Consider the following 26,679-nt stretch of genomic DNA (forward strand, 5'->3'; position numbering starts at 1 on the left):
AAACGGTTGCCCCGCTTGCCGGGGGGCTTAAGATAGGCCGCGTAAGTCCCTTGTTTCTTGGCGCGCACAGCCGCGTTTTTGACAATTTCAGACAGGAATTCGGATGAGCAGTCCGCCCCACGAACTAGCCCATACGACCATTGCCACCTGGGCGCTGGCTATTCAGCGAGCGCTGCAGGGGTATGGCATCGAGGCGGTGCCGCTGATGCTGGAGGCCGGTATCGATCCCAGGGTGATTCGTGATCCAGAGCTGCGAGTTGCCGTGGTCAACATGTGGAAGCTCTGGCGGCTTTGTGTCGAACGGACCGGCGATGACTCTTTTGGTCTTCAGGTCGCTGCCAATCTCTATCCGACTCACCTCAATGCCCTGATCTTTGCGCTGCAGGCCAGCTCCACCCTGCGAGAGGCGCTCGATCGGCTGCAGCGCTATGTGCGGGTGGTCACTACCATCGCGGCAATCGAGGTGGTCGAGAGCCCTGTGGGGGTGGCATTGATACTGGGCTCTGATAGCTCCGGTTCGGCACAGCGGCCATTTTTCCCTGTTGATGCCTTCATGGGGGTGTTGTTCAGAACCTTTCGCGAGTTACTTGGAGCCAGTGCTGCCGAAGGGCTGCTCGAGGTTCGTTTGTGCCGTCCGGTACCTCACCGCTTAGAGGCTTTTGAACAGTTTTTCGGCGTGCCCGTGTACTTTGGCGCCGAGGCGAATGTCATGCTGATGGCTTCCGGCGTGCTGGATCGGGAGCTGCCGGCGGCCAACGCCATGATTGCTGGAATGAACGAGCAGTTGTTGCGCGATTATCTGGGGCGAATGCGCCACGAGCAGGTCAGCCTGCAAGTGCGCAAGGAGATCATCGCCTTGCTCAGTAGCGACAAGCTTGGGCTAGAGCACATTGCCGAGCGCCTGAACATGAGTGGCCGCAACCTGCATCGCAAGTTGGCCGAGGAGGGCACATCATTCAAAGAACTGCAGGATGAGATTCGACAGGACCTGGCGCTGCGCTATCTGGGCATGTCGGGGATGAGCCTGAACGAGATTGCATTCAATCTGGGTTTTATCGACCAGAGCAGCTTCAACCGTGCCTTCAAGCGCTGGACCGGTGGCAGTCCCGGACAGTACCGGCGCGCGCTCAGGGAGCGCCACTGAGTCAGCCGGGGCGAGAGGGCGCCCCGGCATGTTGGGCTCAGCTGCGCGCCTGGGGTTGGATGGGCGGAATGAACTGCTGCAGCGTCTTTGGATTGCGCGTCTTCTCATCGGGCAGATAGATGCGGTAGTTCAAACGGAACAACCCTTTATCAGGTGAAGGCAGCCAGTTGCTTTCGAGCCCGGTGGGGGGCTGGTGCTGGATATATAGCGTCAGTGAACCGTCCGGGTTGTAGGTCAGTCCCGGGGTCCGGTCACCGATGGAGTAGCGGTCGATGGCATTGTCCACCAGCTGGAAGTTGGTGCCGTACAGGGTGATGGACCAGAAACCCTTGTCCTGAAGCTGGGGCAGTGCATCACGCTCGAAGTGCAAGATGTAGCGCTGCTGGCCATCAAGCAACTGGCCGGTGCCATCTTCATAGGTGCTGAAGTACACCCCTTCTTCGCGGTCATGCACCATCAGACCTTCGAGCGCACCCTCTGCGCGGTTGATGAAGTGGAAGCCGTAGCTGCCCTCGTGCAGGTTGTTCCAGCGGGTCGGGTAGGGCGTGCCGCGGTACTTCACCTTCCAAGTCATCAGGTCCTGGCTGTCGGCCAGTGCACGCTTAAGGCCAGCCACCGTGGCCGGGTGCAGCCGGCTGGCATCGAAGGGCTTGCCAAGCTCGATGCCGATGCTCTGGAACATGGACACGGCAGCGCGCTGCTCCGAACGCGGTGGGTTCTCATTCAGCAGATCGACCATGCGCTCGAAGAGGGCCAGGTCGCCGCTGTATTCCTTGCGGGACATCTTCACGGTGGTCACCTTGCCAAAGCCATCGGGCTTGCCCCAATTGCTGAGCGAGGTGGTGTGCACCTGTTTCTGCAGTTCCAGCACGCGGGGCAGGTCCTGAGGATCTTCCTTGCTCACCCCGTAGCGCAGGGCGAGGGCGCCGGAGTTGGTCGACAGGCGCCGCAGTTCGACGCCTGTGGGTACTTCGCCCTGCCAGTCAGGGCCGGCGAACAGATAGTGACCGCCCTTGCCCTGGGTCGCCCGGGTGCCGATATAGGGCAGGTTCTCCAGATAGGCATCGGCGACCTGCACGCTCCAGTAGCGGTCCTGGACATCCGGCAGGCTGAGGATCACCGGATCATCCTTGAGCTCCAGCATGACGCCGCTGTAGATCGTGTCGTTGTTGGGTGTATAAGGCAGCTCATCCTGCGAGGTAGCCAGCTTGGTCATGTGGCCAATCTGGTTGATGGGGGCGCAGGGGCAGATCTGGCGCTCGGTGACGAATTTCAGCTTGCGCTCATTCAGTCGCAGCAGGCGTTCACGGTCGGTGATGGTCAGCGGCAGGCCCCAGACATAGGCCTGCAGCCCCAGTGAGTAGGCCCAGTTCTCCTGCGCACGTTCATCGCGCTGCCGGATTTCATCACGGCTGAGGCCGGCGTCGGGGTCTTTCTTCTGCAGGTCGGGGACGGCAAGGTACTGATACCCGGCGGTCAGAGCGGCGCCCACTAGAACCGTCGCCAAGAGTTTGAGTTTCATACGCATTCCCTGTTATTGAAAGTATCGGGAATACCACTCTAGGGTTGGTTGGCTGGTGGGTCTCAACTCTGGTTGCCAGTTTTTTGACCTGCGCAGACAAGCCTAAGCAAGCCACAGCGCCCAAGTCTCTCATCAAGGCAGCTGCATTGGTGAGGTTCGCGCAGCTGCAGGCTAACCGATTCAATCCTGAGCCAAGGGTCGCTTCAGACCTATTGCAACCAACTGCCATGGACGGAGACATTGTTCGGTGGCCGTCAGCTCCTGACCTTTTACGCTGCCTGCTACAGGCCGCTTTTGGCCGGTTTCTGCCGGTCGCGAATGGCTAGAGTGGCCATTCATGGCTGGCCTGGATCGAGAAATAGCGGGCGCTCAGGCCGCCGCCCCATGCTCAGTTTGCGTGCATCCGGGATGGTGCGCCGAGTTGCGAGGGTGTCAATCTTTTTGAGGTGTTAGAGCTGACTCGCTCTGCTATGCCTGTCAAACCAGCTCTTGATCTGCGTCAGTTTGTGTCAATACATGGGGTCGAGTTTGACAGTCAATTGGAAGAGGCCGATATAGCGGTTATAGGTAGGGATTCCGCACGGTTTGGCAGTGTCAATGTAGTGAACGTAACGTGATATCAATGACTACTGGCCGGACGATCCGCTGATCGCCGAGCCCACCGCCAGGGCCAAGCCCCGCGGGCAGTGAGGCTCAGTCGGAGGGCAGGCTGAGGTCTTCGCCGGCCTGGCGCAGCGTTTCGTAGGCCTGATCCAGTGCCTCGACGATGGCTTCGGCGTCTTGCGTATGGCGTGAAACGATGAAGTGGATCGGCACCTGGGTCAGGCGCAGGTAGGGCAGCTCTTCCATGTTCAGGCGCTGCCGGGCCTGCTCCACCGGGATCTGGTAGTCGAGCAGGTAGTCGCCGCGCTTGCGCCGCAGCATTTCCAGCGCCGACAGGTGATTGCTGGTGCGCAGCAGGCGCAGGTCGAGCGCCGGGTTTTCGAGGATCGCGTTGATGTTCGGCCAGTAGCTGTAGCCGCCGATCAGAATCAGCGCCTTGCCGGCCAGATCGTCGGGAATACGCGGCACCGGTGTACCGGCGCGGTGATAGAGGTTGAGGTTGATCTGGCTGAGGGTATGCCGACCCTCCAGCGTATGGGCGGCCAGCTCGGGCTTGCCCTGGGCGCCTGGCCAGAGGTCGATGCTGCCATTCTCCAGCGCCGCATAGAGCCGTGCGCCAGGTAGCGCGCGAAAGTGCACGCCGTAGCCGGCCTGGCGGGCGACACGCCGAGTCAGCTCCGCCAGCTCGCCTCGCGCCGTGCCGTGGGCGTCGGTATAGATGGCGGGGGCGAATTCGTAATAGCCGACGTTGAGAATTCGCTGCGAAGCCATGGCCCCGGCAGACAGACTGCAGAGCAGGGCCACGGCCAGTTGGAAGAATGCTTTCAAGAGATCGATCACTGGCTTGCGCTGGTCCGGCAAGCATGCGCAGGCGTTGCGCTGTTGTCCATGAGGCATCTTGCCGTGACGTGAGGTATGTCCGCTTATCTCGACCTATGCTCAAGGCAAGGCGCGATGTCGCGGGCGAGGAGTACAGGTATGCAGCGCAAGGTGTTTGATCGCAAGGTGTTCAACCGCAAGCTGGTGCTGATCACCGGCGGCTGCGCAGGAATCGGCCGCGCCCTGGCGGTACGCATGGCCCAGGCTGGCGCGCGGCTGGTGATCTTCGATCTGCATCAGGATGCGCTGGATGGCCTGGTGCAGCACCTGGCCGATCACCACAACGCCGAGGCTCTGGGGCTGTGTTGCGACGTCAGCGATGCCGAGGCGGTGCAGCGTGCGGTGACGCTGGTGATCGAGCGTTACGGCGGCATCGACGTGCTGGTCAACAATGCCGGCATCACCCATCGCAGCCCGGTGGCGAGCACCAGCCTGGCGGTGTTCCAGCGGGTGATGGCGGTGAATTTCTACGGCGCGCTGCATTGCACCCAGGCGGCACTGCCCAGCCTGATAGCCCGGGACGGGCAGATCATCGTGCTCAGCTCGCTTTCGCAGTATGCCCCTGTGCCCAACCGCGCCGCCTATAACGCCAGCAAACACGCACTGCACGGGCTGTTCGAGACGCTGCGCGGCGAGCTGAGCGATACCGGGGTGCATGTGATGCTGGTCTGCCCCGGTTATACGGCCACCGACCTGCGCAAGAACGTGCTGGTCGGCGACGGCTCCACCGCGCCGTCGCCGGTGCTGGACATCGGTCGGGTCGCCTCGCCGCAGGATGTCGCCGAGGCGATCTACCAGGCCGCGCTGCGTCGGCGCGCGTTGCTGGTGCACTCCAATCTCGACTGGAAGGCGCGGCTGCTGGCGCGCTGGTGCCCGCGGCTGTACCAGCACCTGCTGCTGCCACGGCTGCTCGGCACTCGAACCTGATGCTCCGCGGTCACTCGCCGCTGCCGTAGAGCTGCTCCATCAGCGCGGCGTCCCAGTAGGCCGCCTCGATCTTGTGACCGTCCAGATCACGGACGAAGCAACCGTAATAGGGCTCGCCATACTCCGGCCGTGGTCCGGGGGCGCCTTCATCGACCGCGCCGGCGGCGATGGCGGCTCGGTGGAAGGCATCCACGGCAGCCTGATCGGCGGCGAAGAAGCCCACGTGGGTGCCGTTGCCGACGGAGGCGGTGCCGCCGTCGAAGGGGCGCTGGACCCAGAACTCGGGATATTCGCGGCCCCAGGCGACCGCACCCGGGTGTTCGAGGATGCGTTTGCAGCCGAGGGTGGCGAGGACCTGGTCATAGAAGGCAACCGCCTCGTCGAAGCGATTGCTGCCCAGGGAAATGTGGGAAAGGATGCTGGGGTTCTGTTCGGCCATGGTGCGTTCTCCTTGAATGGCCAAGCAAGCCTAGCAGGCCGTCGACGGCTGACCGCGGGTCCAGCCGAATGGCGACTCAGCCGGGCTCCGACTGCCTTGCCGGCGGTTCGCTGCAAAGCATGAAGCAGCGGAACAGCATGATGGTCGGCAGCAGCTGCAGCAGGCCGACCACGCCATCGAGCAGCATCGCCGGCAATAGCGGCGGGGTCTCGTCAGCGAACAGCTGAGCGGCGATCCAGACCTCGAGCATCCAGACCGGCAACAGCACGGTCATCACACAGCCCAGGACCAGCAGGAAACGCCCGCGGGTGAGCTGGAAGCTCTGCTTCAGCGCTGCCAGCGGCGTCAGCCCGCGCAGCACCAGCAGGTACTCGGCGAAGGCGATCTTGACCATTACCCAGATGCCCGGCAGCACGAACAGCGAGGCACCGAGCAGGATCAACAGCGTGCCCAGCCCCGAAAGCACTGCCAATGCTGGCCACAATGGCAGCGCCCGGGCATAGACCGCGCCCAGAGCCGGATCATGGCCACGGCTGCGCGCGTCCAGAAAGAGGATCAGCGCGCCAACGTACAGCGGGTAGAAGATCAGGCCCACCAGCAGGTCCAGGGCGGGCGGTGCGTTATCGCCGAGCCAGTGATCGATCCCCAGACGGGTCAGACTTTCCAGCAGGATCAGCGGCAGGCAGAGCCGGACGATAGTCAGGAAGTGGCGGGAGTAGAAAAACCAGGCGTCGCGCAGGATGGCAAGAACGTTCATTGCAGTCCGCAGTCAGGGAGCGTTTCGGGGGCGCCACTGTAACGGATGCGGGCGAGGCGGGACATGCGCGATTTCGCCGTCCATACTGGCGGTCCATTCAGATTTCAGGCCGCCGCGTGAAGAAGATTGCCCTGTTCGCCGATGTGCAGAACCTCTACTACACCGTGCGTCAGGCCCATGGCTGCCACTTCAACTACTCGGCGCTGTGGGCCGACGTCAGCCGGCGCGGCACTATCGTCGAAGCCTATGCCTACGCCATCGAGCGCGGCGATCCGCGCCAGCAGCAGTTTCAGCAGATCCTGCGCAAGCTGGGCTTCACGGTGAAGCTCAAACCCTATATCCAGCGCAGCGACGGCTCGGCCAAGGGCGACTGGGACGTGGGTATCACCATCGATGTGCTGGATGCAGCGGCGCGGGTCGACGAGGTGGTGCTGGCATCCGGTGACGGTGATTTCGACCTGCTGCTCGAACGGGTGCGAGCCGCTGGCGTCGAGGCCACTGCCTACGGCGTGCCGGGGCTCACCGCGCAGTCATTGATCCGTGCGGCAACGCGTTACGTGCCGATCGAGGGTGATTTGTTGTTGCGTTGAATGTGGGGAGGAGGTGGACGAGGCGTTGGCTGGTGGAAAATGCTGCGCAGTTTTCCACCCTACGGCCACGTCAGACGTAGGGTGGATGACGCTTCACCCATCCACCAAAACGACGTCAGGCTTTGCCGAGTGCCGCCAGGCGCTTGCGCACCGCCGCTTCGATGCCGGCTGCATCCAGGCCGCACTCGGCGAGCATTTCGCTGGGCTTGGCGTGCTCGACGTAGTAGTCCGGCAGACCCAGGTGCAGGATCGGTCGCAGCACGCCTTCGGCAGCGAGGAACTCGGCCACCGCACTGCCGGCACCGCCCATGATGCTGTTCTCCTCGACCGTCACCAGCAGCTCGTGGCTGCCCGCCAGTTCGCGCAGCAGGGCTTCGTCCAGCGGTTTGACGAAACGCATGTCGACCACCGTGGCGTCCAGCGCCTCGCCGACCTGCAGCGCCTCGGGCAGCTGCACGCCGAACACCAGCAGCGCCACCTTGCTGCCCTGACGGCGCACCACGGCCTTGCCGATTTCCAGCGGTTCCAGGGCCGGCTCGATGCTGGCGTTGGGGCCGCTGCCGCGCGGGTAGCGCACCGCGGCCGGCCCTTCGAAGTGGTAGCCGGTGGTGAGCATGCGGCGCATCTCGTTCTCGTCGCTGGGCGTCATCACCAGCATGCCGGGGATGCAGCGCAGGTAGGACAGGTCGAAGCTGCCGGCATGGGTCGGGCCGTCCTCGCCGACCAGGCCGGCGCGGTCGATGGCGAACAGCACATCGAGGTTCTGCACCGCGACGTCATGGATCAGCTGATCGTAGGCGCGCTGGAGGAAGGTGGAGTAGATCGCCACCACCGGCTTCAGGCCTTCGCAGGCCATGCCGGCAGCCAGGGTGACCGCGTGCTGCTCGGCGATGGCGACGTCGAAGTAGCGGTCCGGATAGCGTTCGCTGAACGCCACCAGGTCGGAGCCTTCCTTCATCGCCGGGGTGATGCCGGTCAGGCGCGGGTCGGCGGCGGCCATGTCGCACAGCCACTGGCCGAAGACGTTGGAGTATTTCGGCCCCGAGGGCTTCTTCGGCGCTGGCGGCGCGCCGACTGGCTCCAGTTTGCTGATCGCATGCCAGGTGATGGGGTCGGCCTCGGCCGGGGCGAAGCCCTTGCCCTTCTTCGTCACCACATGGAGGAACTGCGGGCCGTCGAGGTCGCGCATGTTGCGCAGGGTGGCGATCAGGGTCGGCAGGTCGTGGCCGTCGATGGGGCCGATATAGTTCCAGCCCAGCTCCTCGAACAGCGTGCCGGGCACCAGCATGCCCTTGGCGTATTCCTCGGTGCGGCGGGCGATTTCCCAGGCGCCTGGCAGGCGCGAGAGGATCTTCTTGCTGCCTTCGCGCATGCTCGAATAGGTGCGGCTGGAGAGGATCTTGGCCAGGTAGTTGGACAGGCCGCCGACGTTGCGCGAGATCGACATGTCGTTGTCGTTGAGCACCACCAGCATGTTGGCGCCGACTTCCGGGGCGTGGTTGAGCGCCTCGAAGGCCATGCCGGCGGTCAGCGCACCGTCACCGATCACCGCGATGGACTTGCGCTGCTCGCCTTTCAGACGCGCGGCGACCGCCATGCCCAGGGCGGCGCTGATCGAGGTGCTGGAATGACCGACGCCGAAGGTGTCGTACTCGCTCTCGACCCGGCGCGGAAAGGCGGCCAGGCCGTCCTTCTGGCGCAGGGTGCCCATGCGCTCGCGGCGGCCGGTGAGGATCTTGTGCGGATAGGCCTGGTGGCCCACGTCCCAGACCAGCCGGTCGTCCGGTGTGTCGTAGACGTAGTGCAGGGCGATGGTCAGTTCGATCACGCCGAGGCCGGCGCCGAAGTGCCCGCCGGTGCGGCCGACGCTGTACAGCAGCTCCTGGCGCAGTTCGTTGGCAAGCTCTTCGAGTTCCGCCTCGCCCAGTCGGCGCAGCTGCTCGGGGGTCGCCGCTCGGTCAAGAACGGGCGTCGCGGGGCGCACCCGAGGAATCTCATGGAACGTCTTGGGCATCAGGCGGATCGTTGTCGTTGAAAAAAGAGCGGCAGTTTACCCGATGGGCCCCTCGATAAGAACGGCCCCGGGTCCGGTAGGGGTTTGACTGCGATTTCGGCGAAAGGTCAATTGCGCCGTTCAACGATGTAGCGCGCCAGTTCCCTTAGCGGCTCGGCGGCGAAGTCGAAAGGCCGCAGGGCGTGCAATGCCTGGTCGCGCAGTTCCAGGGCGTAGGCCTTGGCCGCGTCCATGCCGAGCAGGGCCGGGTAGGTCGGTTTGTCCCGGGCAATGTCGGCGCCCTGGTGCTTGCCGAGCGTGGCGGTATCGCTTTCCACGTCGAGGATGTCGTCCTGGACCTGGAAGGCCAGGCCGATGGCGCGTGCATACTGGCTCAGCGAGGCGAGGTTGTCGGCATCGGCACGGCCACTGGCGAGGGCGCCGAGTTGCACGCTGGCCTCGATCAGCGCCCCGGTCTTGTGTCGGTGCATCAGCTCGAGGGCATCGCGATCGAGCTTGAGGCCCACCGAGCCGAGGTCGATGGCCTGGCCGCCGACCATCCCCGCAGGCCCGGCGGCGCGCGCCAGCACGGCGAACATGCGCAGGCGCAGGGCGGCATCCTGCGGGTTGTGGCGTTCCTGGGCCATGGCCTCGAAGGCCAGGCTCTGCAGGCCGTCGCCGGCAAGGATGGCGCAGGCCTCGTCGAAAGCCTTGTGGGTGGTGGGCTGGCCGCGACGCAGGTCGTCGTCGTCCATGGCCGGCAGATCGTCGTGCACCAGCGAATAGGCATGGATCAGCTCGACCGCGCAGGCGGCGCCGTCGGCGCTTGCCTTGTCACCATTCAGTGCTTCGCAGGCGGCGTAGACCAGCAGCGGGCGGACGCGCTTGCCACCGTTCATCACGCTGTAGCGCATGGCCTGGTAGAGCCGCTCGAGCTGCGGCAGCGGCGGGACGAAGAGGGCTTCGAGGCAGCCGTCGACGCGCTGCTGACAGCCTTTCTGGTAGTCGCCGATCATCATGCTTCGGGGGCCGACTCGAAGGGGGCTTCCTGCAGGCTGCCGTCGCGTTCCAGCAGGATCTGCACCTTCTGCTCGGCCTGGCTCAGCGCCGCCTGGCAGTCGCGGGTCAGGCCGATGCCCTGTTCGAAGCAGGTCAGCGAGTCTTCCAGCGACAGCTCGCCGCTCTCCAGGCGCTCCACCAGCTGTTGCAGCTCGGCAAGGGATTGTTCGAAATCGAGTGCAGCTTTCTTGCGGGCCATGGCGGGAACCTGTCGTCGGCGGCGAGTCGGAAACGGGCGCGACATTAGCAAAGAAACGCCGGTGGCAGCCACAAGGTTTGCCCGCGTGATGTGTATCAACCTGCGTAGCCCGGCGGGGTGCCCGTCAACCCGCGCCGCCGCTCAGTGGGCCTGCTCGCGCAGTCGCCTTTCCCGTTCGGCGAGCGGCAGCTTCGGACAGCTGTCGCAGAGTTCGCCATCGGCGCGGCGAAAGTGCTGGCAGCACGCCTTGCGCTGCAGGCCCAGGCGCGTACCGCCTTCGGCCAGCGGTACCGCGAGCAGGCCGCTGGCGCCGGACATGGCGCAAGCCGCCAGCCAGACGTCAGCCGCCCGGCACAGTTGCAGGTTGCCGCAACCGTCGAGGCGCTGGCTATGCAGCAGTGCGGCCATGACGCAGTCGGCCGCCAGCCGCTGCGCCAGCTTGGGATGCAGCCCGAGCAGCGGCCCGCTGACGGCCTGGGCCTGTTCACAGAAGCCACGGATCTGGGCGCCGGCATGGCGCAGCAGGCGCTGGGGCTCGCCCTGCAGTGGCGGGTGATCGGGCAGGCAGAACCCGGCGACGAAGCCCTGTTCGACGCCCTGCGCCAGGCCGTCCAGGCACGGGGCCTGGCCGGCCAGGCGCACCGCGAGCACCTGCAGGTAGATGGGCTGCCAGACCAGCAGCGTCCAGCAGCGCGCCGCCCAGTAGTGGCGGCCCGCTTCCGGACAGGCCGCCCGCCAGTGCGCCAGCAGCCTGGCCACAGACTGCGGATGCTCCAGCGTCAGCTCGTCGGCGCGGGGTGCGCCGACCCGGCCATCGAGGCCCGGCAGCACGCGACGCAGGCGCAGCAGCAGGCTGCCCAGCGAATCCGTGGCCGGCCAGCGCGCTTCAGCGCTCCGGTGCATAGCGCGCCACGGGGTTCTTCAGGGTGCCCGCGAATTTCAGCGCTCCGGCCGGATCGGCGAGGTCGAGCATCTGTCGGTTGTTGCCCAGCTGCAGGCGGTTCAGGCAGGAGCGGGCGAATTCCTCGGCGAACAGGTCGTAACGGGCGAACTTGTCGCGCAGCTGCGGCTGGCTGGCCTGGTAGTCGGCGATGCAGTCGGCGACCTGCTGCCAGAAGCGCTGCTCCGGCAGGCCGCCCTGTTCGTCGAGAATCTGCGCCAGGTAGCGAAAGAAGCCGTCGAACACGTCGGTGAAGATCGACAGCACCTTGAGCTCGTCCGGCACCGATACCGCGAGGCGGCCAACCGCCTCGGGAATCTGCGCCTCGGCATCGAGAATCACCGCTTCCTCGCCGATGTCCTTCATCAGCATGCGGACCGGCACATGGTCTTCCAGCACCAGGATCAGATTTTCGCCGTGGGGCATGAAGACCAGGTCATGGGCATAGAAGCAGTGCAGCAGCGGCTTCAGGTAGGCATTGAGGTACTGCCGCAGCCAGCGGTCCGCGGTGAGTCCCGAGGTGCTGATCAGCGTCGGCAGCAGGGCGCGCTCGTCGCCGTCGCTGTGCAGCAGCGCGGCCATGGTCATCAGCCGCTGGCCGGGTTCGATGTGGCCCAGCGGACTCTCGCGCCAGAGCGCCGAGAGCATCTTGCGGTAGGGGCTGCTGGCCGGCAGCGCCTGCTCGTAGTAAGGGTTGCGATAGCCGATCGCCGCCACCTCGCGCAGCAGCTGGAAGCCGCAGTCGCGCAGCAGCGGGTCGCGCGCCACGCGGCCCGCGAGGTAGGCGTTGATCGCCGGGGTCGCCTGCATGTAATAGGGCGACAGCCCGCGCATGAAGCCCATGTTGAGGATCGACAGGGCGATCTTCACGTAGCGCCGCTGCGGCTCGCTCTGGTTGAAAAAGGTGCGGATCGACTGCTGCGCCAGGTAACGATCGTTGCTCAGGCCGAGATAGACGATCTGCCGGTTGGCGATCTCCGCGGCGAAACCGATGGCCAGGATGTTGTGCCACTGCCAGGGATGCGCCGGCATCAGCAGATAGTCGTCCGGGTCGAGCTGCAGCGCCTGCAGCTGGTTGTGGAACACGCCGAGCTGGCCACCCAGTTCCTCGCGCAACAGGGTCGCCTGGTCGAGCCCGTCGATGGCGCTGTAGCTGGCGCGGCTGCGGTGCACGGCGAGCCAGACCAGACGCACCGGGCTGGCGGCTTCCGGCGCGTAGGCGCGGTAATCCTGGGCGTCGAACCCCATCCGCCCGTTGTTGGCGACGAATCCCGGATGACCTTCGCGCATGCCGGTCTCGATCTGCTGGAAGTCCGACAGGGCCAGCTGGGCCGCGCTCAGCGGGCTGTTGGCGAGCTTGTAGGCGCTGCCGAACAGGGTGCTGCTGATCTCGTCCAGGTAGAGCGGCAGGTTGGTTTCGGAAAGGCCGAGGACGTCGCTGAACTCGATGATGAATGCAAGGGCATCCAGCGGCTGTGGTTCCCCGTTGCTGAGCTTTTCGATGGAGTCGGTGGCGATCGACCAGTGATCCAGCGCCAGCCGCCGCGCCTTGAAACGGTACTCGGTCGAGCTGTCCGGCACGGCGACGCGGTAGTGGCTGTCGCCCAGCGGCTCGGGGCTGAGCAGCTTCTCGTGGCTGAACTCGGCCAGCGCCTTTTTCAGCAGCAGGCGATTGGCGCGGGCCCAGAGTTCGGCTTGCAGATGGTCGGTGGCCAGGTCGCTGGTAGCGGTCGGCAGGCGTACGAGCTGATTCATTGCGGGTTCTCCTGAAGGGTGGCGAGGAACTGCGCACGGGTGCAGAACGCCAGGCAGGCGTCCTTCTCCGGCAGATGCAGCAGGCACTGATAGACGAAGCCGACCCGGCGGTTGAGCGCATGGACCTTGGCGTTGCGGGCGTCGGGCTCGACGACGATGCGGCGGGCGAAAGGGTCGGCGAACTGATAGGCGAGAATGCTGCGCATCACTTCCAGGCTGAAGCCGTGCACCGGGCGCTCGCAGGGGGCGAGCAGCAGGTGCATGCCGCGGTCACCGGGGCGCACCTGGTAGTGGTCGGCGAGGCGGTCGTGGGCCGGGTGATAGCCCTCGAACAGGAACGCCGGCTCGCCGTTGCACATGCCGAGGGCAATGTCGCGATGGCTGCTGCGCTGGATTTCGTCGACGTAATTGGTCAACTGAGCCAAGCTCAAATGGCCCATGGCCCAGAAGCGCGCGTAGTCGCGGCGCAGCCAGTCATGCAGTAACGGCAAATGTTCTGGCTGCACGGTTTCAAAGTGCATGGCGCCAAGCGCGCAGTAGCGAACGAAGCGCGGACCATCCGCGCGGGAAAGAGCGGTATTCATGATTTGGCTCCACAGAGGGGCGCACGCGTCGCTGCTGAAACCAGCAGCCAGCGCAGCACGCAGGCGGTGAGAACGAGGCCGAGGGCGGAAAGGAAGAACGGCGCGGCGAGGCCGGCATCGCGCACCACCAATCCGGCGAGCCACGAAGCGGCGAGCACGCCGAGGTTCTGGAAGATGTTGATCAGGCTGTAGTCGCGGCCGTAATGCTCCGGCCGGCTGAGGGCGAACAGTCGCGCATCCAGCGCGACGGTGAGCTGGTACAGCGCCCAGCCGAACAGCACACGTCCGGCGAGCACCGTCGGCATCTGCTCGATGCCCTGCAGCGCCAGCCCGGCGGCCCCCAGCAGCAGCCAGGCGGTCAGTCGTTGACCGGCGTGGTAGTGCAGGGCCAGGGCTAGCAGCGCCAGCATGCCGGGAATGGCATAGACCAGACCGGTGATCCAGCTGGCCTGAGGCCCACCGAGCTGCTCCCAGTACAGCGTGAAGAACGGCCGCGCCAGGTAGATGCAGAAGTAGAACGCGAGCATCAGCAGGCACAGTCGGGCAATGGCCAGATGTTCTTCCCGTGGCCTCGGTGGTGTGCTCGCATCGACCCGGGTGGGCTGCGGCGCATGGCGCAACAGCAGCAGGCTGACGGCCATCTGCACGAAGTCCATCAGGCCCATCAGCACGAACATCCGCGCCGGACTGAGGTAGTGCAGCACGCCGCCGCCCAGCGTCGCGCCGGCGATTGCGCCCAGGTGCACCACCACCGAAAGCAGGCCGATGGTGCGTACCTGCTGGTCGGTGCCTACCAGACCCATGACGTAGGGATACATCAGCAGATAGCTAGCCTTGAAGGCGATCATCGCCAGCGACACCGGCCAGAACAGCCACTGCCGGTCGATGGCCGCGCAGGCCAGTGCCAGCACGCCGGCTACCAGCTGACCGACGATCAGCAGCCGCAGCGGGTGGGCATGGCGTGCAAGGCGCACCCACACGGGCAGTGCGAGCATCGCCACCAGGCACACCGCGGCCAGGTACAGCCCGACCTGCTCGCTGCGCAACTCGCCGAAACGCTCGGCGAAGTATTGCGGGTAGAACGGCATCAGCAGGCTGTCGCCGAGCACGGCCAGCAGCGTCATGCCGATCAGTGCGCGTCGCAGCGTCATCGCGCCGCCACCGCGCCCTGGGGCGTGAGCGGCTGCGGCAGGCTGAACTGCTGGAAGGCGATCTTCGTCTCCACCGCGTAGTGCTCGCGCCCGCAGATCTCGCGCAGGATGCAGGCGTTGCGGTAGCAGCCCATGCCGAGATCCGGCGTGACCAGACCGTGATCGACGAGCCCGGCGTTCTGCACGAAGACCTCACCGCCGTTGCGGTCGATGCTGTAGTTGCGCGCCACGGCAAAGCGTTCCGGTGCCTGCCAGGCGATGCGCTCGGCGATCGGCTGGATGCAGCGCGGCAGGCGGTACTGATACCCGCTGGCCATCACCAGTGCGTCGCAGCGGTGGCGATAGCCCTGCTCCAGCTCATGCTGGAAGAACTCCAGCTCCAGCGTGCCATCGCTCAGGCGCTGGCAGCGACGCAGCTCGGCGTTGGTCAGCAGCTGGGTCGGCACCTCGCCCTTGAGGCTCTGGTTGTACAGCTCGTCGTAGATGGCGTTGATCAGCGTGGCGTTGATGCCCTTGTACAGGCCCTTCTGACTGTCGATGAGCTTTTCCCGGGTGCTGCGCGGCAGGCTGTGGAAGTAGTCGATGTACTCCGGGCTGGTCATTTCCAGCGTCAGCTTGGTGTATTCCAGCGGGAAGAAGCGCGGCGCGCGGGTGATCCAGTTCAGCTGGTAGTCGTGGCGGTCGATTTCCTGCAACAGGTCGTAGTAGATCTCCGCCGCGCTCTGGCCGCTGCCGACCACGGTGATCGAGCGTTTGCCCTGCAGTCGCGACTTGTCCTGCAGGTAGTTGCCGCTGTGGCTGACGTGCTCGGCCAGTGCCTCGCAACAGGTCGGCAGATGGGGCGTGGTGCCGGTGCCGAGCACCAGACGGCGGGTGAGGAACTCGAAGCCCTCGCCGCTACGCGTGTGCACGCCGCGCACCCGGTAGCAGCGGCGCTCGTCGAGGTAGTCGACGTGCTGGACGAAATGCCCGAAGCGCAGGCTGTCGAGCTGCTCGACCACCCACTGGCAGTACTGGTTGTACTCGCGGCGCATCAGGAAGAAGTCTTCCTTGATGTAGAAGGCGTACAGCCGCCCGACCTGCTTGGCATAGTTGAGAAAGCTGAAGCGGCTGGTGGGGTCGGCCAGGGTCACCAGATCGGCCATGAACGGCGTCTGCAGGGTGGCGCTGTCGAGCATCATGCCGGGATGCCAGTTGAAACCCTCGGCGCGGTCAAGGAACAGACAGTCGAGCCCGTCGATGGGCTCGGCCAGGCAGGCCAGACCGAGGTTGAACGGGCCGATGCCGATACCGATGAAGTCATACATCTTGTTCATGTGCGATCTCCTTACTGGTTGGCGCTGCTGGGCAGGTCATCGAGCAGGCGGGTGCCGTGGCCACGAATCAGCTCGACGATGGCGCACAGGTCGTCCAGCGTGGTTTCCGGGTTGAGCAGGGTGAACTTGAGGTACTGCCGGCCCTTGACCACGGTGGCGGCAATGACCGCCGCGCCGGAGCGGAAGATCGCTTTGCGGATCTCGCGGTTGATCTCGTCCAGGCGCTCGTCCGCCACGCCTGCGGCGACGAAGCGGAACACCAGCGTGCTCAGGCGGGGGGCGAAGACCTCGAAGGCCGGGTCGTCGGTGAGCAGGCGATGGGTGTCGGCGGCGCGGTCGATGACTTCCTCGAACATCGCGCCGAGATGCTCGGCACCGAGGATGCGCAGGGTCAGCCAGAGCTTCAGCGCGTCGAAGCGGCGGGTGGTTTGGATGCTCTTGTTGACCAGGTTCGGCGTGCCCTCGCGGGTCTGGCTGCGCGGGTTGAGGTAGTCGGCGTGGTGGGTGATGTAGCTCAGGTGCTGACGCTGGCGAACGAAGAAGCCGCTGCAGCTGACCGGCTGGAAGAACGACTTGTGGTAGTCCACGGTGACCGAGTCGGCGTGCTCGATGCCGGTCAGCCAGCCACGGTAGCGCGGCGCGACCAGCAGGCCGCCGCCATAGGCCGCATCGACGTGCAACCAGACGCCATAGTGCTGGCACAGCGCGGCGATCTCCGGCAGCGGGTCGATGCTTCCGAAGTCGGTGGTGCCGGCGGTGGCGACCACGGCCATGGGCAGCTCGCCCAGGCGCTGACAGTCCGCCAGCGCCTGGGCCAGCGCCGGCACGCTCATGCATTGGGCACTGTCGGTTTCGATGCTGCGCACGGCGTCGTAGCCCAACCCCAGCAGCGCGGCGGATTTCTGCACGCTGAAGTGGCTGGCGCGGGAGGCGAAGATGCGCAGTCGGCCCGCGTCCGGCGGTAGCCCGTGCTGGAGGTTGCCGCCGTGGCCGGGCAAGCGGTTGCAGACGTGCTCACGGGCCAGCAGCAGCCCCATCAGATTGGACTGGGTGCCGCCGCTGGTGAAGACGCCGTCGGCCTGACTGCCGAGGCCGATGCGCGCGCAGGTCCAGTCGATCAGGCGTTGTTCGATCAGCGTGCCGCCGGCGCTCTGGTCCCAGGTGTCGAGCGAGGAATTGAGCGATGACACCAGCACTTCGGCGAGCAGCGCCGGCAGCACCACCGGGCAGTTGAGATGGGCGACGTAGCGCGGATGGTGGAAATACACCGCGTCGCGCAGATAGAGCTGATCCAGCTCGCGCAGCGCGGCGCCGGCGTCGCCCAGCGGGCGCTCGAGATCGACGCGTTCGAAGTCGGCTGCCAGCTCCTGCGGAAGGATGCCGCTGAACGGCTGCTGCTGACGCTGCAGGCACTGCTGCACCAGGTTCAGACCCTGCTGCAGGAGCCGGCGGTAGTCATCATGATTGCTGCGGGTGAACAGCCCGTTGCTGGCGGGGCCGGGGGCGAAGGGCACTACGGTACTGGACGGGGTCATGCACATTCCTCGGGCCGAGCGCGGCCGCGACCCGAAGCGGGCCGTTTTCGCGGCGTCGGTGGTTTCTTGTCTGGCGGCGTGGCCGCACGAAAGCATCTGCGAGGATGCCGTTTAATCGAGAATTACTCTCAATTGCGCAAGGGCACAGGCAAGACGAATCAGCGCGGAAAAACCATTACGGGGTCGAAGAAAAAAATTACGGGCGCTCCAGGCGCTGGCGCGCCTTGGCCAGCTGAGCGATCACGGTGTTCACCGAAATGCCCAGGCGCTCGGCGATCTCCGCCTGGCTGAGCCCTTCCAGCCGCGCCAGTTCGAACACCTGGCGACAGCGTGGCGGCAAGTCGTCGAGCTGGCGCAGGACGCATCGCAGCGCACACTGGTGTTCCACCAGCCCGCAGGGGTCGGCCTGCACGGCCTCGATCAGTTCCAGCGGTGCCTCGTCGCCAGCACCGACAAGCGCGCGATGGCGCAGGGCATCGCGCAAGAGATTGGTGGCGATGCGAAAGAGATAGGCCTTGGGGTTGGCGAGGCTCTGCTCGGGCATGACCTGCGCCAGTTTCAGCCAGGCATCCTGGGCCAGGTCCTCGGCCAGTGCTCGGCAGCCGCCGAGGCGGGTCAGATGGGCTACCAGCCGTTGGCGGTGATGGACATAGCATTGCAGACAGGCATCGGGAATCTTGTTGTTGTTGCGCATGGGTGCGTGCCACCGGGAGGGGGGACGAACCTAACTCAGATGCGAACGCTTCGCAATTGCAGGCGCTTTGCCGCTATCGATGCCGATCAGCCGTCCAGCGGCAGCTGCAGATTGACCGGCCGGCCATTCAGCTGCAGACGGCACTGCGCTGCCGGCTGCGGTCGCGCATAGTGGAAGCCTTGTAGGCTGGGGCAGCCGTTGAGGCGCAGGAAGGCCGCCTGACGCTCGTTCTCCACCCCTTCGGCCACCACATGCAGCCCAAGGTGGCTGGCCATGGTGAGGATGCCCCGCACCAGGGCTACCGATTGCTCGCTGTCGGGCAGCCCGCTGACGAATTCACGGTCGATCTTGATACCGTCGAAGCGGAAGCGCTGCAGGTACGTCAGCGAGGCATAGCCGGTGCCGAAGTCATCGAGCAGCAGTGGCAAACCGGCGGCCTTGAGACGGCCGAGGGTCTGCTGCACATGTTCGTCGGCCTCCAGCAGCGCGCTTTCGGTGATCTCCAGCTCCAGCATGTCGGGCGATGCACCCTCTTCGGCGAGGATCGCCAGCAGGCTGCCCGCCAGATCGGCCTGGCGGAAGTCCAGCGGCGACAGGTTGATCGCGATGCGAAGCGGATGGCCCATGGCGTGCCAGCGGCAGGCCTGGCGGCAGGCCTCTCGGACCACCCAGCGGGTCGCCTCGATGATCATGCCGCTCTCTTCCAGCACCGGGATGAACTCTCCGGGCGGTACCAGTCCGCGCTCCGGCGAATTCCAGCGCAGCAGCGCTTCCATGACTTCGGGCTCGCCCTGGGCGTTGACCTGGGCCTGGTAATGCAGCACGAACTCGTCCCGGTCCAGCGCCCGGCGCAGAGCCTGCTCGAGGGCGCGGCGGCCGGCGGCGGCATCGCTGAGCGACTCGTTGTAGAACACCGTGCAGTTGCGCCCCGCGTCCTTGGCCGCATACAGCGCGAGGTCCACCTGCTTGAGCAGGTCGCTGGCACTGTGCCGGCCGTCGCTGATGGCAACGCCGATGCTCGGGCTGACGTAGCACTCGTACTGGCCGATGCGCACCGGCGGCTGGAAGCCTTCGATGATGCACTGGGCCAGCTGCTCGGCGCGGGCGTGGTCGCTGCCGTCGAGCAGCAGCATGAATTCGTCGCCGCCGCTGCGTGACAGCAGCGCATGCTCCGGCATCAGCCGGCCCAGGCGGTCGCCGATCTGCACCAGCAGCTTGTCGCCGATCTCATGGCCGAGGCTGTCGTTGATGCGCTTGAAGTGGTCCAGGTCGAGGTAGAGCAGTGTCAGCGGCAGGCGCGCCGCGAGCAACTGTTCGAGGCGCTGCACCAGGTAGTTGCGATTGGCCAGCTGCGTCAGCGGATCGAAGTGGGCGAGAAAACGCAGGCGCTGTTCGGCGCGCAGGCGGTCGCTGATATCGCGCAGCAGCACGAGGAAATGGCGAACGCCGTAGCGCTGGAATGGCGTGCAGCTGATCTCCAGTGGCACCTCCCGATCATGACGGCGACCGGTCAGCTCCAGCGGCGTGTTCGCCGGGGTGCTCAGCAGCCGGGTGGTGGCATCGCTTTCCAGCAGGCGATCACTCGGCAGGTTGCCCAACAGCTCCGCCGGAGTACAGCCGAACAGCGCTGCTGCCGCAGGGTTGGCCTGCAGCACGCGCAGCTCGCGGTCGACCACCAGCATGCCGATCGGCGCGGTGTCCACCAGGTCGCGGAACAGCTGCTCGCTTTCGCTGAGCGCCAGCTGGCGCTCGTGCAGCTGGTTCATCATCTGATTGAGGGTTCTGGCCAGCCGGCCGATCTCGTCGCGGCCGCCGACCGACAGGTTCTGCGGTTGCTGATCGATGGCGAACTGGCGTGCGGCCTGGTCGATGCGGGCCAGGCGGCGCGTCAGCAGGCGGCCATAGAGGCGGTTGAGGATCAATCCGAGCAGCAGCAATAGGGTCAGCGTCTGCGCCAGGTAGAACCAGGCCTCGCGCTTGGTCTGCGCCAGCATCGGCGCGAAGTCGTACTCCACCAGCAGCGCTTCGCGCAGCGGCGTGCCGTCCTGGGCGACGCGGTCCAGCGGGTAGATCGCCAGCTGCCTGGAGCCTTCGCCGAACCAGCCCGCGCGGCCGCCGTTCACCTGTTTCGCGAGTTCGCCGGCATCGATCAGCGTCAGGCGCTCGGGGGACAGACCCAGCTGGGTCGTGGCGATCACCTGTAGGCTGCGGTCGATCACCATCGCCCAGCGCACACCTTCCAGGCTGGCCAGATCGGCCAGCTCGGTTTCCAGCTCGGCGTTGCGGCCGAGGCGGCGATGATCGCTCAGGCTGCTCTGCAGCAGGGCAAGATGCTGCGAGGTGTGATTGCGCCAGCCGGCGAGGGTTTCCTCGATACGGGTCGGCAGGTGCCAGGCGGTCAGCATGACCGTGAACAGCAGACCGAAGATGCCCAGCAGCAGGGGTATTGATCGACGCAGCGACAACCTTGTCAGCATATTGGGCCCTCGCAGCGAGCGATCAGATTGGCTGGGTTCGAACCGTTGAGCAGCCGGCGTTCGCGCAGATACTGGCTGAGCTGGCCGATGCTCTGCTGCAACTGGCCCTCGTCGAACCACTCACGGTTGACGGCGCGATCACCCATCAACAGGCCGTCGAGGGTGACCTGCAGTGCCATCGGCGTCAGGCCCAGGCGCGCATGCAGGCGCGGATCGGTTTCGCCGCGATTGTCCTGCCAGGTGCGCAGCGCATCGAACCAGAGGGCCCGGAGGCGCCGACGCTGCTCGCGGGTGACGCGTTGCCGGTCGACCACCAGTACGTCGACGATCTCGCCCGGCAGCTGGCGGCTGTCGAAGATGCGCCGGGCGCCCTTGCTTTCCAGCGCCGGGCCCTCCGAAGCGAAGGTGATGACAGCGTCGACTTCGCCGGCGGCGAAGGCGGCGGCCTGCTCATGCACCGGCAGGCTGACCACCTGCAGATCGTCGATCCGCAGCCCGGCCTGATCCAGCACGCGGGACAGGAAGTAGGCGCCCAGCGCAGTGTTTTCGACGCCGATGCGCTGGCCGGCCAGGTCCTTGAGATTGGTCAGCGGCGCGCGGGCGAACAGCGCATCGGCGCCAGCTGAGACGTTGGTGACCAGAATGATCTCCAGGTCGAGCTCCGCCGCGCTGTCCTGCAGCAGCAGCGTTTCGTCGAGGGTGAGCATGGCGGCGTCCAGCATGCCGTTGCGAAAGCCGCGCAGCACACCTGTGGTGTTCGGGTATTCCACCAGACGGATGCCACTGGGGGCAGTCCAGCCCAGATCGTCCGCCAGATAGATCGGCGCATAGCCAAGCCAGCGGTTGCTGCCGATACGGATCGAATCCGATTCGGGCTGGCAGCCGAGCAAGGCGACAAACAACAGCAAGAGGATTGAGCCCCGAACCATGCGATCACTCCGTGATACCTGTTAGCCACCATAGCGAAACCGTACGGTCACGGGAATCCCTTCGAAAGCAGGGGATATAGGCGCGACGTATCGGCGGTGCGCTGAATCGCATCAGCGACGCTCGTCTGCAGCGGCACCGTGCTCAACTCCGGCAAGTGGCACGGGCATAGTCGGTGATCAACCTGGGCAGGTTTTCCAGGGCCTCGGTGCTCTGGGCGGTTTGCTGGTCGGCTGCCTGCAGGATGTGACCGAGCAGCAGCGGCGCGAGGCACGTCTGGAAGACGCCGAGGCGTTCACCCGCGGGATCATCGATGCCTTGCCGCTGGCCATCGGGGTGGTCGATGGCAACGGCAGGCTGATCACTGCCAATCAGGTCTGGATGGCCGGCGGCAACGCTCCGGCTGCCTTGTCCGGATGCAAGTCGCTGGACTACCTGGCGCGCTGCCGTGCGGCCACTGGCGACGGGTTCGATGCCGGTGCCAGGCTGGCAGACGGCATCGAGGCGCTGCTCGCCGGCACTGGCGATCCGTTTGTCTTCAGCTACGAGCACGGCCGTGATGGTCAGCGGCGCGCGTACCAGAGCTCGGCCTTGCTGATGAGTACGCTGACCCGGCAGGTGCTGGTCGTCCACGAACTTCTTCCGGTGCGCCAGCCAGTGGCGATGGCCTGATCCAGCCTGATGGCTGTGTTGCCCTTGCGTACAAAGCGCGGGCGGGCGCGCGTCGTGCCGGTGCGTTGTCCGGTCACGTGTCTGGCCGGCGCTACCGTTCGTCTGTTAGCTTCGAGAACAAGAACTTCGCGTAGGACGCGACGGGGTGAAGCTTGAAACGCAAGGCAGGACTTCTGGCAGCCCTGGTGCTCGTGCTGACGCTGGGACCGATGTGGGCGTTCGTGCTGGACGAGATCAAGCATGAACGTACGCTGACGGTGCAGGCGGCGCGCAACAACGCGATGAACCTCGCCACCGCCTTCGAGGCCCACGTGCTCAGCACCATCCGGCTGATGGACATCGTGTTGCTGGACATGCGTGAAGACGTCCTGGAGCACATGGACTTCGGCCGCCACGTGGACGAGGAGCTCAAGGCCTATGGCGGCTTCATTGCACAGCTGGCGGTGATCGACCGGGACGGCCGGCTGGTCTTTTCCAACCTCGGGCCGTCCGGAAAGCATGTGGACCTGAGCGATCGCGAGCACTTTCGCGTGCATCGCGACAACCCGCAGGAGGATCGGCTGTTCATCAGCAAGCCGGTGCTTGGTCGGGTTTCGAAACAGTGGACCATCCAGTTCACCCGCCCCATCCACCAGAACGGCGAGTTTGCCGGGGTACTGGTGCTTTCCGTGCCCACCAGCTTCTTCGCCGACTACTACCAGCAGATCGACGTCGGCCCCAACGGCAGCATCGTTTTGCTGGGCACCGATCGCAGCGTGCGAGCCATCGCCTCCGGAACGCAGATTCCGGGGCGCTACGGGCGCTTCAAGGTGCCGGAGGACAAGCCCTACTTCGATCCGGAGGCCCCCCAGCGGGGCTTCTACGAAGGCGTCAGCGTCATCGATGGGGAGTATCGCCTCGGCGCCTATCGGCGCCTGATTGACCAAGGCGTGGTGGTGGTCGTGCTGTTGTCGCCGACGGACTTCATGGCGGCATTCCAGGAGCGCAAGACATTGCTGACCGTTTCGGCAGGTGTCATCTCCCTGGCATTGTCGGTGGTGGCGCTGCTGATCTTTCTGCTGAGCAGTCGCTACTTCCAGAGCATCGCTCGCTTGCGCCTCGCCCACGGCCAGCTGGCACAGCTGGCCAACACCGATGTACTGACCGGCGTCAGCAGTCGCCGGGCCTTTCTCGCAGGTCTGGAGGCTGAGCTCGCGCGGGCGCGCCGCCACAACGAGAGTCTGAGCCTGCTGATGCTCGATATCGATCACTTCAAGCGCGTCAACGGCGTGCACGGCCATCCGATCGGCGATGCCGTGCTCAAGCAGTTCAGCGAGACCTGTGCCGGAATGCTGCGCGCTCACGACCTGTTCGGTCGGCTCGGCGGCGAGGAGTTCGCCATCGTGTTGCCGCATACCGATACCGAAGGGGCACGCTGCGTGGCCGAGAAGATCCGCACTGCCGTGGCCCAGACGCCGATGCCCACGGCGGCCGGTGACATCACGGTGACGGTCAGCATCGGTCTGGCGCAGATGGAGGGCCTACCGGGCGAGGTGGATCAGCTGATGGCGCGAGCGGACCAGGCGCTCTACGAAGCCAAGCGTGGCGGGCGCAACCAGGTGCGGGGCTAGCGATAGTCGAAGCGGGGCTGGTGGCATAAGGCCGATTTGCGGGCATTAAAAGGTTCATCGCGCTTTCCCGGGGAAGGCAGCCTTGATTTTCAGGAAGAAGTATTCCGAGTCCCGAAAACCATAGGCCATACGCTTGATCACCTTGATGCGGTTGTTGACGCCCTCAAGGACGCTGGTATGCATGTGGAAGTTGGCACTGGCGAGGATGCCTCGGGCGTATTTGCGCAGGTTGCGAGCGAATCGCTGTAGCGGCGCGAGGCCGCTGTCCCGGGCGTGCCGCAACCAGGTTCGCCAGCGGCGCCAGCCCTCTCGTACGCTGGGGGCGAACCAGACATCCTTCAGCGCATCCTTGAGGACATAGACCGTAGCCAGCGGCTGGTTGGCCGCGAGTAGTTCTTGAAGCTGCACGGCTTGTCCGTCCTTCAGGTTGTTGCGATTGCGCAGCAGCAGCCAGCGGCTTTGCTTGACCGCCTTTCGTGCCGGCTTGTCTTCGCGCAGGAGGTTGGCCTGGTCAACCCGGATACGGTCGATCACATCCCGACCGTAGCGCGCGACGACGTGAAACAGGTCGTACACCACTTCGGCTTGCGGGCAATGCTTCTTCACCTCCAGGTCGAAAGCCGTGTTCATGTCCATGGCCACCGCCTCAATCTGCTGGCAGTGCTCGCCGAGCAATTCAAAGAACGGGCGGATCGCCTCACGGCTGTTGCCGTGGCCGACCCACAACACCCGCGTTCGCTCGGCGTCCATGATGACCGTGGCATAGCGATGCCCCTTGTGCAGGGCGAACTCGTCCATCACCAACCGGCGGACACCGCTTGAATCGAAGGTGCCTACCTCGGCTTGAAGGCGTCGTTTATCGAGCGTTTTGAGGGTGTGCCAGTGCAGGCCGGTGAGCTGGCTGACGTGGCTGATCGGCAGCAGCCGCAGCAGGCTTTCGAGCCAGACCCGTAACCGCCGGGTCAGGCGAGATGCAGGCTCCAGCCAGTCGATCCGCTCGGTCACCCGCCCACAACTCAGGCAATCGACTCGGCGCACGGGTAGTTGAAGCAAGACGCGCTGATCGAACAGATCACGATCGCGCACCAGACGAATCCGGCGCTCGTGAATCAACGGGCTGAGCTGACCACAACGCCCGCACCTGGGCACTGAACCGGCTTGAGGCTCAAGCTCAATCAGAAGGGAGTTGTTGGCGGATGAACGGCAGGCAACGGCGTCATAGCCTGGCCAGAACGAGGCAAGATCAATAGGATGCACGGCGACAGCAGGGACAGGTGGATGGTTGGTTTGGCGACTACCAATTTACCTGCTTCCCTGACTGTCAACTCGCTCTTCCCCCAGAGTCCGCGAAGAACCCATTAAAAAGCCGGCTTGTGGCCGGCTTTTCTTCAGTGCCTCGACTTACTTCTGGTAAGCCTCGGCAGCTTTGATGATGGCGGCACGGGCGGCGTCGGCGCCTTCCCAGCCTTCGACCTTGACCCACTTGCCCTTCTCGAGATCCTTGTAGTTCTCGAAGAAGTGCTTGATCTGCTCGATCAGCAGCGGCGGCAGGTCGGTGTATTCCTTCACGTCCTTGTACAGCTGGGTCAGCTTGTCGTGCGGGACGGCGATCAGCTTGGCGTCACCGCCGGCTTCGTCGGTCATGTTCAGCACGCCGACCGGACGGCAGCGGATGACCGAGCCCGGGGCAACCGGATAGGGGGTCACGACCAGCACGTCGAGGGGGTCGCCGTCATCGGCCAGGGTATGCGGGATGAAACCGTAGTTGGCCGGGTAGAACATCGGGGTGGCCATGAAGCGGTCGACGAACAGGCAGTCGGTGTCGTGATCGATCTCGTACTTGATCGGCGCATGGTTGGCCGGGATCTCGATGGCGACGTAGATGTCGTTCGGCAGGTCTTTGCCAGCCGGGACTTTGCTGTAGCTCATGAACGATGGGCTCCTGATCGGCCAGCGCGGCCTGGGGGCGGGAAAAAGTGGGCGCGATTATAGGCGCAATGTCGCGCGCAATGCACGCCGGCTTCGACGCGCCAGGCCTACGCAGGTTCCCGATAGGCGGGATGTTCGGCCTGCAGGCGTTGCAGTCGAGCGAGCGGGTCCTGCCGGTAGAACGCCGCCAGCTGCGCGTAGACGTCGGGAAAGCTCTGCTGCAGCACGTCCGGGGCGCTGAAGAAGTACTCGCTGGTGACGGCGAAGAATTCCGCCGGGTTTTCCGCGGCGTAGGGGTCGATCGGCGTCTCGGCTTCCGGGTCGGCGTCCAGCGCGGCGTTGAGTCGGTCGTAGGCGCCCTGCATGGCGCTGGCCCAGGCATCGATGCGCATCTGCCGATGCAGCGGCGGCAGGCCGTTGGCATCGCCGTTGAGCATGTCCAGCTTGTGCGCCAGTTCGTGGATCACCAGGTTGTAGGCCTCCCAGCCGCCGCTTTCCTGCACCCCGGGCCAGGCCAGGATCACCGGGCCCTGCAGCCAGGCTTCGCCGCTGTGTTCGGCGTCCCATTCATGCTCGACGCCGGCGGCATCGCGGTGCTTCTGCGGGCTGAGGAAATCATCGGGGTAGATCACGATCTCGTGGAAGCCGTGGTACCAGCCGAGGTCCGCCAGGTGCAGCAGGGGCAGTTGCGCCTGCAGCGCCAGGCGCAGACGGTCCTCGGCCTGCAGCTCGACGCCGGGCAGCGCGGTGAGGCGCTTGTCGTGCAGGAACAGCACGGCGCGCTCACGCAGGCGGGCGAGTTCGTCGTCGCTGAGACCGTCGAGAATCGGCAGGCTGTCGAGCACCCGCTGCCACAGATCGGCATCGACCGGGTTGCGAGCGAGGATGCGTTTGCGCTGCCAGGCGCGAAAGGACCACATGGCTGATGTTTCCAGCGGGGCGGGGCGCTCACCATAAGCGCGGCGCTCACCAGCGGC

Annotated in this window: 24 protein-coding genes; 5 read left to right on the top strand and 19 right to left on the bottom strand. The window is 65.3% G+C overall.

From position 1 onward, the window contains the following. The first annotated feature begins 103 nt into the window (after nucleotides 1-103). On the top strand, nucleotides 104-1,144 hold the full coding sequence (locus tag P5703_RS01665) for an AraC family transcriptional regulator (protein WP_003302555.1): 1,041 nt from the start codon (nucleotides 104-106) through the stop codon (nucleotides 1,142-1,144). 37 nt (nucleotides 1,145-1,181) lie between these two features. Here P5703_RS01665 and P5703_RS01670 read toward each other — a convergent pair whose 3' ends face one another. Together P5703_RS01670 and P5703_RS01675 are read right to left on the bottom strand one after the other, a co-directional pair. Continuing rightward, nucleotides 1,182-2,666, bottom strand: a complete 1,485-nt coding sequence (locus tag P5703_RS01670) for a DUF1254 domain-containing protein (protein WP_011911464.1) — start codon at nucleotides 2,664-2,666, stop codon at nucleotides 1,182-1,184. 693 nt (nucleotides 2,667-3,359) lie between these two features. After that, complete coding sequence (locus P5703_RS01675) at nucleotides 3,360-4,166, bottom strand: substrate-binding periplasmic protein (RefSeq protein ID WP_125886547.1); 807 nt, start codon at nucleotides 4,164-4,166, stop codon at nucleotides 3,360-3,362. An 81-nt stretch (nucleotides 4,167-4,247) separates the two neighbouring features. Between P5703_RS01675 and P5703_RS01680 the strand changes: the two genes are divergently transcribed. Then, on the top strand, nucleotides 4,248-5,075 hold the full coding sequence (locus tag P5703_RS01680; RefSeq protein ID WP_126525924.1) for an SDR family oxidoreductase: 828 nt from the start codon (nucleotides 4,248-4,250) through the stop codon (nucleotides 5,073-5,075). Nucleotides 5,076-5,085: 10 nt separating this feature from the next. Here the strand turns inward: P5703_RS01680 and P5703_RS01685 are convergent, their stop codons facing one another. Next, nucleotides 5,086-5,514: a VOC family protein gene (locus P5703_RS01685; protein ID WP_011914724.1), complete on the bottom strand. Its 429-nt coding sequence runs from the start codon at nucleotides 5,512-5,514 to the stop codon at nucleotides 5,086-5,088. 76 nt (nucleotides 5,515-5,590) lie between these two features. Continuing rightward, nucleotides 5,591-6,271 (bottom strand): YciC family protein, encoded by a 681-nt coding sequence (locus tag P5703_RS01690; protein ID WP_126525926.1) that lies wholly within the window; start codon nucleotides 6,269-6,271, stop codon nucleotides 5,591-5,593. Between the two features lie 116 nt (nucleotides 6,272-6,387). Between P5703_RS01690 and P5703_RS01695 the strand changes: the two genes are divergently transcribed. Continuing rightward, complete coding sequence (locus P5703_RS01695; RefSeq protein WP_045633344.1) at nucleotides 6,388-6,861, top strand: LabA-like NYN domain-containing protein; 474 nt, start codon at nucleotides 6,388-6,390, stop codon at nucleotides 6,859-6,861. A gap of 115 nt (nucleotides 6,862-6,976) precedes the next feature. Here the strand turns inward: P5703_RS01695 and dxs are convergent, their stop codons facing one another. The 12 genes from dxs to P5703_RS01755 form a co-directional block, all read right to left on the bottom strand. Further along, nucleotides 6,977-8,875 carry a 1-deoxy-D-xylulose-5-phosphate synthase gene (gene dxs, locus P5703_RS01700; protein WP_279642157.1) on the bottom strand — a complete coding sequence of 633 codons (1,899 nt, stop codon included), beginning with the start codon at nucleotides 8,873-8,875 and terminating at the stop codon, nucleotides 6,977-6,979. A 107-nt stretch (nucleotides 8,876-8,982) separates the two neighbouring features. Continuing rightward, the gene (locus P5703_RS01705; RefSeq protein ID WP_011914720.1) at nucleotides 8,983-9,870 is read right to left on the bottom strand and encodes a polyprenyl synthetase family protein; all 888 of its coding nucleotides are present in this window, start codon (nucleotides 9,868-9,870) and stop codon (nucleotides 8,983-8,985) included. After that, on the bottom strand, nucleotides 9,870-10,112 hold the full coding sequence (locus P5703_RS01710; protein WP_003298517.1) for an exodeoxyribonuclease VII small subunit: 243 nt from the start codon (nucleotides 10,110-10,112) through the stop codon (nucleotides 9,870-9,872). Before P5703_RS01710 ends, P5703_RS01705 begins: the two co-directional genes overlap by 1 nt. 141 nt (nucleotides 10,113-10,253) lie before the next feature. After that, nucleotides 10,254-11,015: a siderophore ferric iron reductase gene (locus tag P5703_RS01715; protein WP_285585364.1), complete on the bottom strand. Its 762-nt coding sequence runs from the start codon at nucleotides 11,013-11,015 to the stop codon at nucleotides 10,254-10,256. Further along, nucleotides 10,999-12,807: an IucA/IucC family protein gene (locus P5703_RS01720; RefSeq protein ID WP_285585365.1), complete on the bottom strand. Its 1,809-nt coding sequence runs from the start codon at nucleotides 12,805-12,807 to the stop codon at nucleotides 10,999-11,001. Before P5703_RS01720 ends, P5703_RS01715 begins: the two co-directional genes overlap by 17 nt. Continuing rightward, on the bottom strand, nucleotides 12,804-13,391 hold the full coding sequence (locus P5703_RS01725) for a GNAT family N-acetyltransferase (RefSeq protein WP_285585367.1): 588 nt from the start codon (nucleotides 13,389-13,391) through the stop codon (nucleotides 12,804-12,806). The genes P5703_RS01720 and P5703_RS01725 overlap by 4 nt, the downstream gene beginning before the upstream one ends. Continuing rightward, a complete protein-coding gene (locus tag P5703_RS01730; RefSeq protein ID WP_285585368.1) occupies nucleotides 13,388-14,542 on the bottom strand; it encodes an MFS transporter in 1,155 nt (384 codons plus the stop codon). The genes P5703_RS01725 and P5703_RS01730 overlap by 4 nt, the downstream gene beginning before the upstream one ends. After that, nucleotides 14,539-15,858 (bottom strand): lysine N(6)-hydroxylase/L-ornithine N(5)-oxygenase family protein, encoded by a 1,320-nt coding sequence (locus P5703_RS01735; protein WP_285585369.1) that lies wholly within the window; start codon nucleotides 15,856-15,858, stop codon nucleotides 14,539-14,541. Before P5703_RS01735 ends, P5703_RS01730 begins: the two co-directional genes overlap by 4 nt. A gap of 11 nt (nucleotides 15,859-15,869) precedes the next feature. Continuing rightward, on the bottom strand, nucleotides 15,870-17,393 hold the full coding sequence (locus P5703_RS01740) for a pyridoxal phosphate-dependent decarboxylase family protein (RefSeq protein ID WP_285585371.1): 1,524 nt from the start codon (nucleotides 17,391-17,393) through the stop codon (nucleotides 15,870-15,872). Nucleotides 17,394-17,589: 196 nt separating this feature from the next. Beyond that, complete coding sequence (locus P5703_RS01745; protein WP_013984111.1) at nucleotides 17,590-18,087, bottom strand: RNA polymerase sigma factor; 498 nt, start codon at nucleotides 18,085-18,087, stop codon at nucleotides 17,590-17,592. A gap of 86 nt (nucleotides 18,088-18,173) precedes the next feature. Beyond that, nucleotides 18,174-20,564 (bottom strand): EAL domain-containing protein, encoded by a 2,391-nt coding sequence (locus tag P5703_RS01750; RefSeq protein WP_279641536.1) that lies wholly within the window; start codon nucleotides 20,562-20,564, stop codon nucleotides 18,174-18,176. Further along, the gene (locus P5703_RS01755; protein ID WP_019405370.1) at nucleotides 20,558-21,493 is read right to left on the bottom strand and encodes an ABC transporter substrate-binding protein; all 936 of its coding nucleotides are present in this window, start codon (nucleotides 21,491-21,493) and stop codon (nucleotides 20,558-20,560) included. Before P5703_RS01755 ends, P5703_RS01750 begins: the two co-directional genes overlap by 7 nt. A 220-nt stretch (nucleotides 21,494-21,713) precedes the next feature. Here P5703_RS01755 and P5703_RS01760 point away from each other — a divergent pair, with 220 nt between their 5' ends. Then, nucleotides 21,714-22,163, top strand: a complete 450-nt coding sequence (locus tag P5703_RS01760) for a PAS domain-containing protein (RefSeq protein WP_026006637.1) — start codon at nucleotides 21,714-21,716, stop codon at nucleotides 22,161-22,163. A 152-nt stretch (nucleotides 22,164-22,315) separates the two neighbouring features. Beyond that, nucleotides 22,316-23,773, top strand: coding sequence for a sensor domain-containing diguanylate cyclase (locus tag P5703_RS01765; protein ID WP_185776061.1), 1,458 nt, complete (start codon nucleotides 22,316-22,318; stop codon nucleotides 23,771-23,773). A gap of 54 nt (nucleotides 23,774-23,827) precedes the next feature. Here P5703_RS01765 and P5703_RS01770 read toward each other — a convergent pair whose 3' ends face one another. The 3 genes from P5703_RS01770 to P5703_RS01780 all read right to left on the bottom strand — a co-directional run bounded on the left by P5703_RS01770 (nucleotide 23,828) and on the right by P5703_RS01780 (nucleotide 26,622). Next, nucleotides 23,828-25,030 carry an ISL3 family transposase gene (locus tag P5703_RS01770; protein ID WP_161612779.1) on the bottom strand — a complete coding sequence of 401 codons (1,203 nt, stop codon included), beginning with the start codon at nucleotides 25,028-25,030 and terminating at the stop codon, nucleotides 23,828-23,830. 144 nt (nucleotides 25,031-25,174) lie between these two features. Next, entirely contained in the window at nucleotides 25,175-25,702 is a 528-nt protein-coding gene (gene ppa / locus P5703_RS01775; RefSeq protein ID WP_003290517.1) for an inorganic diphosphatase, read from the bottom strand. A gap of 107 nt (nucleotides 25,703-25,809) precedes the next feature. Continuing rightward, nucleotides 25,810-26,622 carry a M90 family metallopeptidase gene (locus tag P5703_RS01780; RefSeq protein WP_014597773.1) on the bottom strand — a complete coding sequence of 271 codons (813 nt, stop codon included), beginning with the start codon at nucleotides 26,620-26,622 and terminating at the stop codon, nucleotides 25,810-25,812. Between the last annotated feature and the right edge of the window lie 57 nt (nucleotides 26,623-26,679).

This window comes from Stutzerimonas sp. FeSN7, from assembly GCF_030263795.1.
GTDB classification, from domain to species: Bacteria; Pseudomonadota; Gammaproteobacteria; order Pseudomonadales; family Pseudomonadaceae; genus Stutzerimonas; species Stutzerimonas stutzeri.

Coding starts and splice junctions, on each gene's coding strand:
- P5703_RS01665 (WP_003302555.1), top strand. CDS start 104: ATGAGCAGTCCGCCCCACGAACTAGCCCATACGACCATTGCCACCTGG.
- P5703_RS01670 (WP_011911464.1), bottom strand. CDS start 2,666: ATGAAACTCAAACTCTTGGCGACGGTTCTAGTGGGCGCCGCTCTGACC.
- P5703_RS01675 (WP_125886547.1), bottom strand. CDS start 4,166: ATGCCTCATGGACAACAGCGCAACGCCTGCGCATGCTTGCCGGACCAG.
- P5703_RS01680 (WP_126525924.1), top strand. CDS start 4,248: ATGCAGCGCAAGGTGTTTGATCGCAAGGTGTTCAACCGCAAGCTGGTG.
- P5703_RS01685 (WP_011914724.1), bottom strand. CDS start 5,514: ATGGCCGAACAGAACCCCAGCATCCTTTCCCACATTTCCCTGGGCAGC.
- P5703_RS01690 (WP_126525926.1), bottom strand. CDS start 6,271: ATGAACGTTCTTGCCATCCTGCGCGACGCCTGGTTTTTCTACTCCCGC.
- dxs (WP_279642157.1), bottom strand. CDS start 8,875: ATGCCCAAGACGTTCCATGAGATTCCTCGGGTGCGCCCCGCGACGCCC.
- P5703_RS01705 (WP_011914720.1), bottom strand. CDS start 9,870: ATGATCGGCGACTACCAGAAAGGCTGTCAGCAGCGCGTCGACGGCTGC.
- P5703_RS01710 (WP_003298517.1), bottom strand. CDS start 10,112: ATGGCCCGCAAGAAAGCTGCACTCGATTTCGAACAATCCCTTGCCGAG.
- P5703_RS01715 (WP_285585364.1), bottom strand. CDS start 11,015: ATGCACCGGAGCGCTGAAGCGCGCTGGCCGGCCACGGATTCGCTGGGC.
- P5703_RS01720 (WP_285585365.1), bottom strand. CDS start 12,807: ATGAATCAGCTCGTACGCCTGCCGACCGCTACCAGCGACCTGGCCACC.
- P5703_RS01725 (WP_285585367.1), bottom strand. CDS start 13,391: ATGAATACCGCTCTTTCCCGCGCGGATGGTCCGCGCTTCGTTCGCTAC.
- P5703_RS01730 (WP_285585368.1), bottom strand. CDS start 14,542: ATGACGCTGCGACGCGCACTGATCGGCATGACGCTGCTGGCCGTGCTC.
- P5703_RS01735 (WP_285585369.1), bottom strand. CDS start 15,858: ATGAACAAGATGTATGACTTCATCGGTATCGGCATCGGCCCGTTCAAC.
- P5703_RS01740 (WP_285585371.1), bottom strand. CDS start 17,393: ATGACCCCGTCCAGTACCGTAGTGCCCTTCGCCCCCGGCCCCGCCAGC.
- P5703_RS01745 (WP_013984111.1), bottom strand. CDS start 18,087: ATGCGCAACAACAACAAGATTCCCGATGCCTGTCTGCAATGCTATGTC.
- P5703_RS01750 (WP_279641536.1), bottom strand. CDS start 20,564: ATGCTGACAAGGTTGTCGCTGCGTCGATCAATACCCCTGCTGCTGGGC.
- P5703_RS01755 (WP_019405370.1), bottom strand. CDS start 21,493: ATGGTTCGGGGCTCAATCCTCTTGCTGTTGTTTGTCGCCTTGCTCGGC.
- ppa (WP_003290517.1), bottom strand. CDS start 25,702: ATGAGCTACAGCAAAGTCCCGGCTGGCAAAGACCTGCCGAACGACATC.
- P5703_RS01780 (WP_014597773.1), bottom strand. CDS start 26,622: ATGTGGTCCTTTCGCGCCTGGCAGCGCAAACGCATCCTCGCTCGCAAC.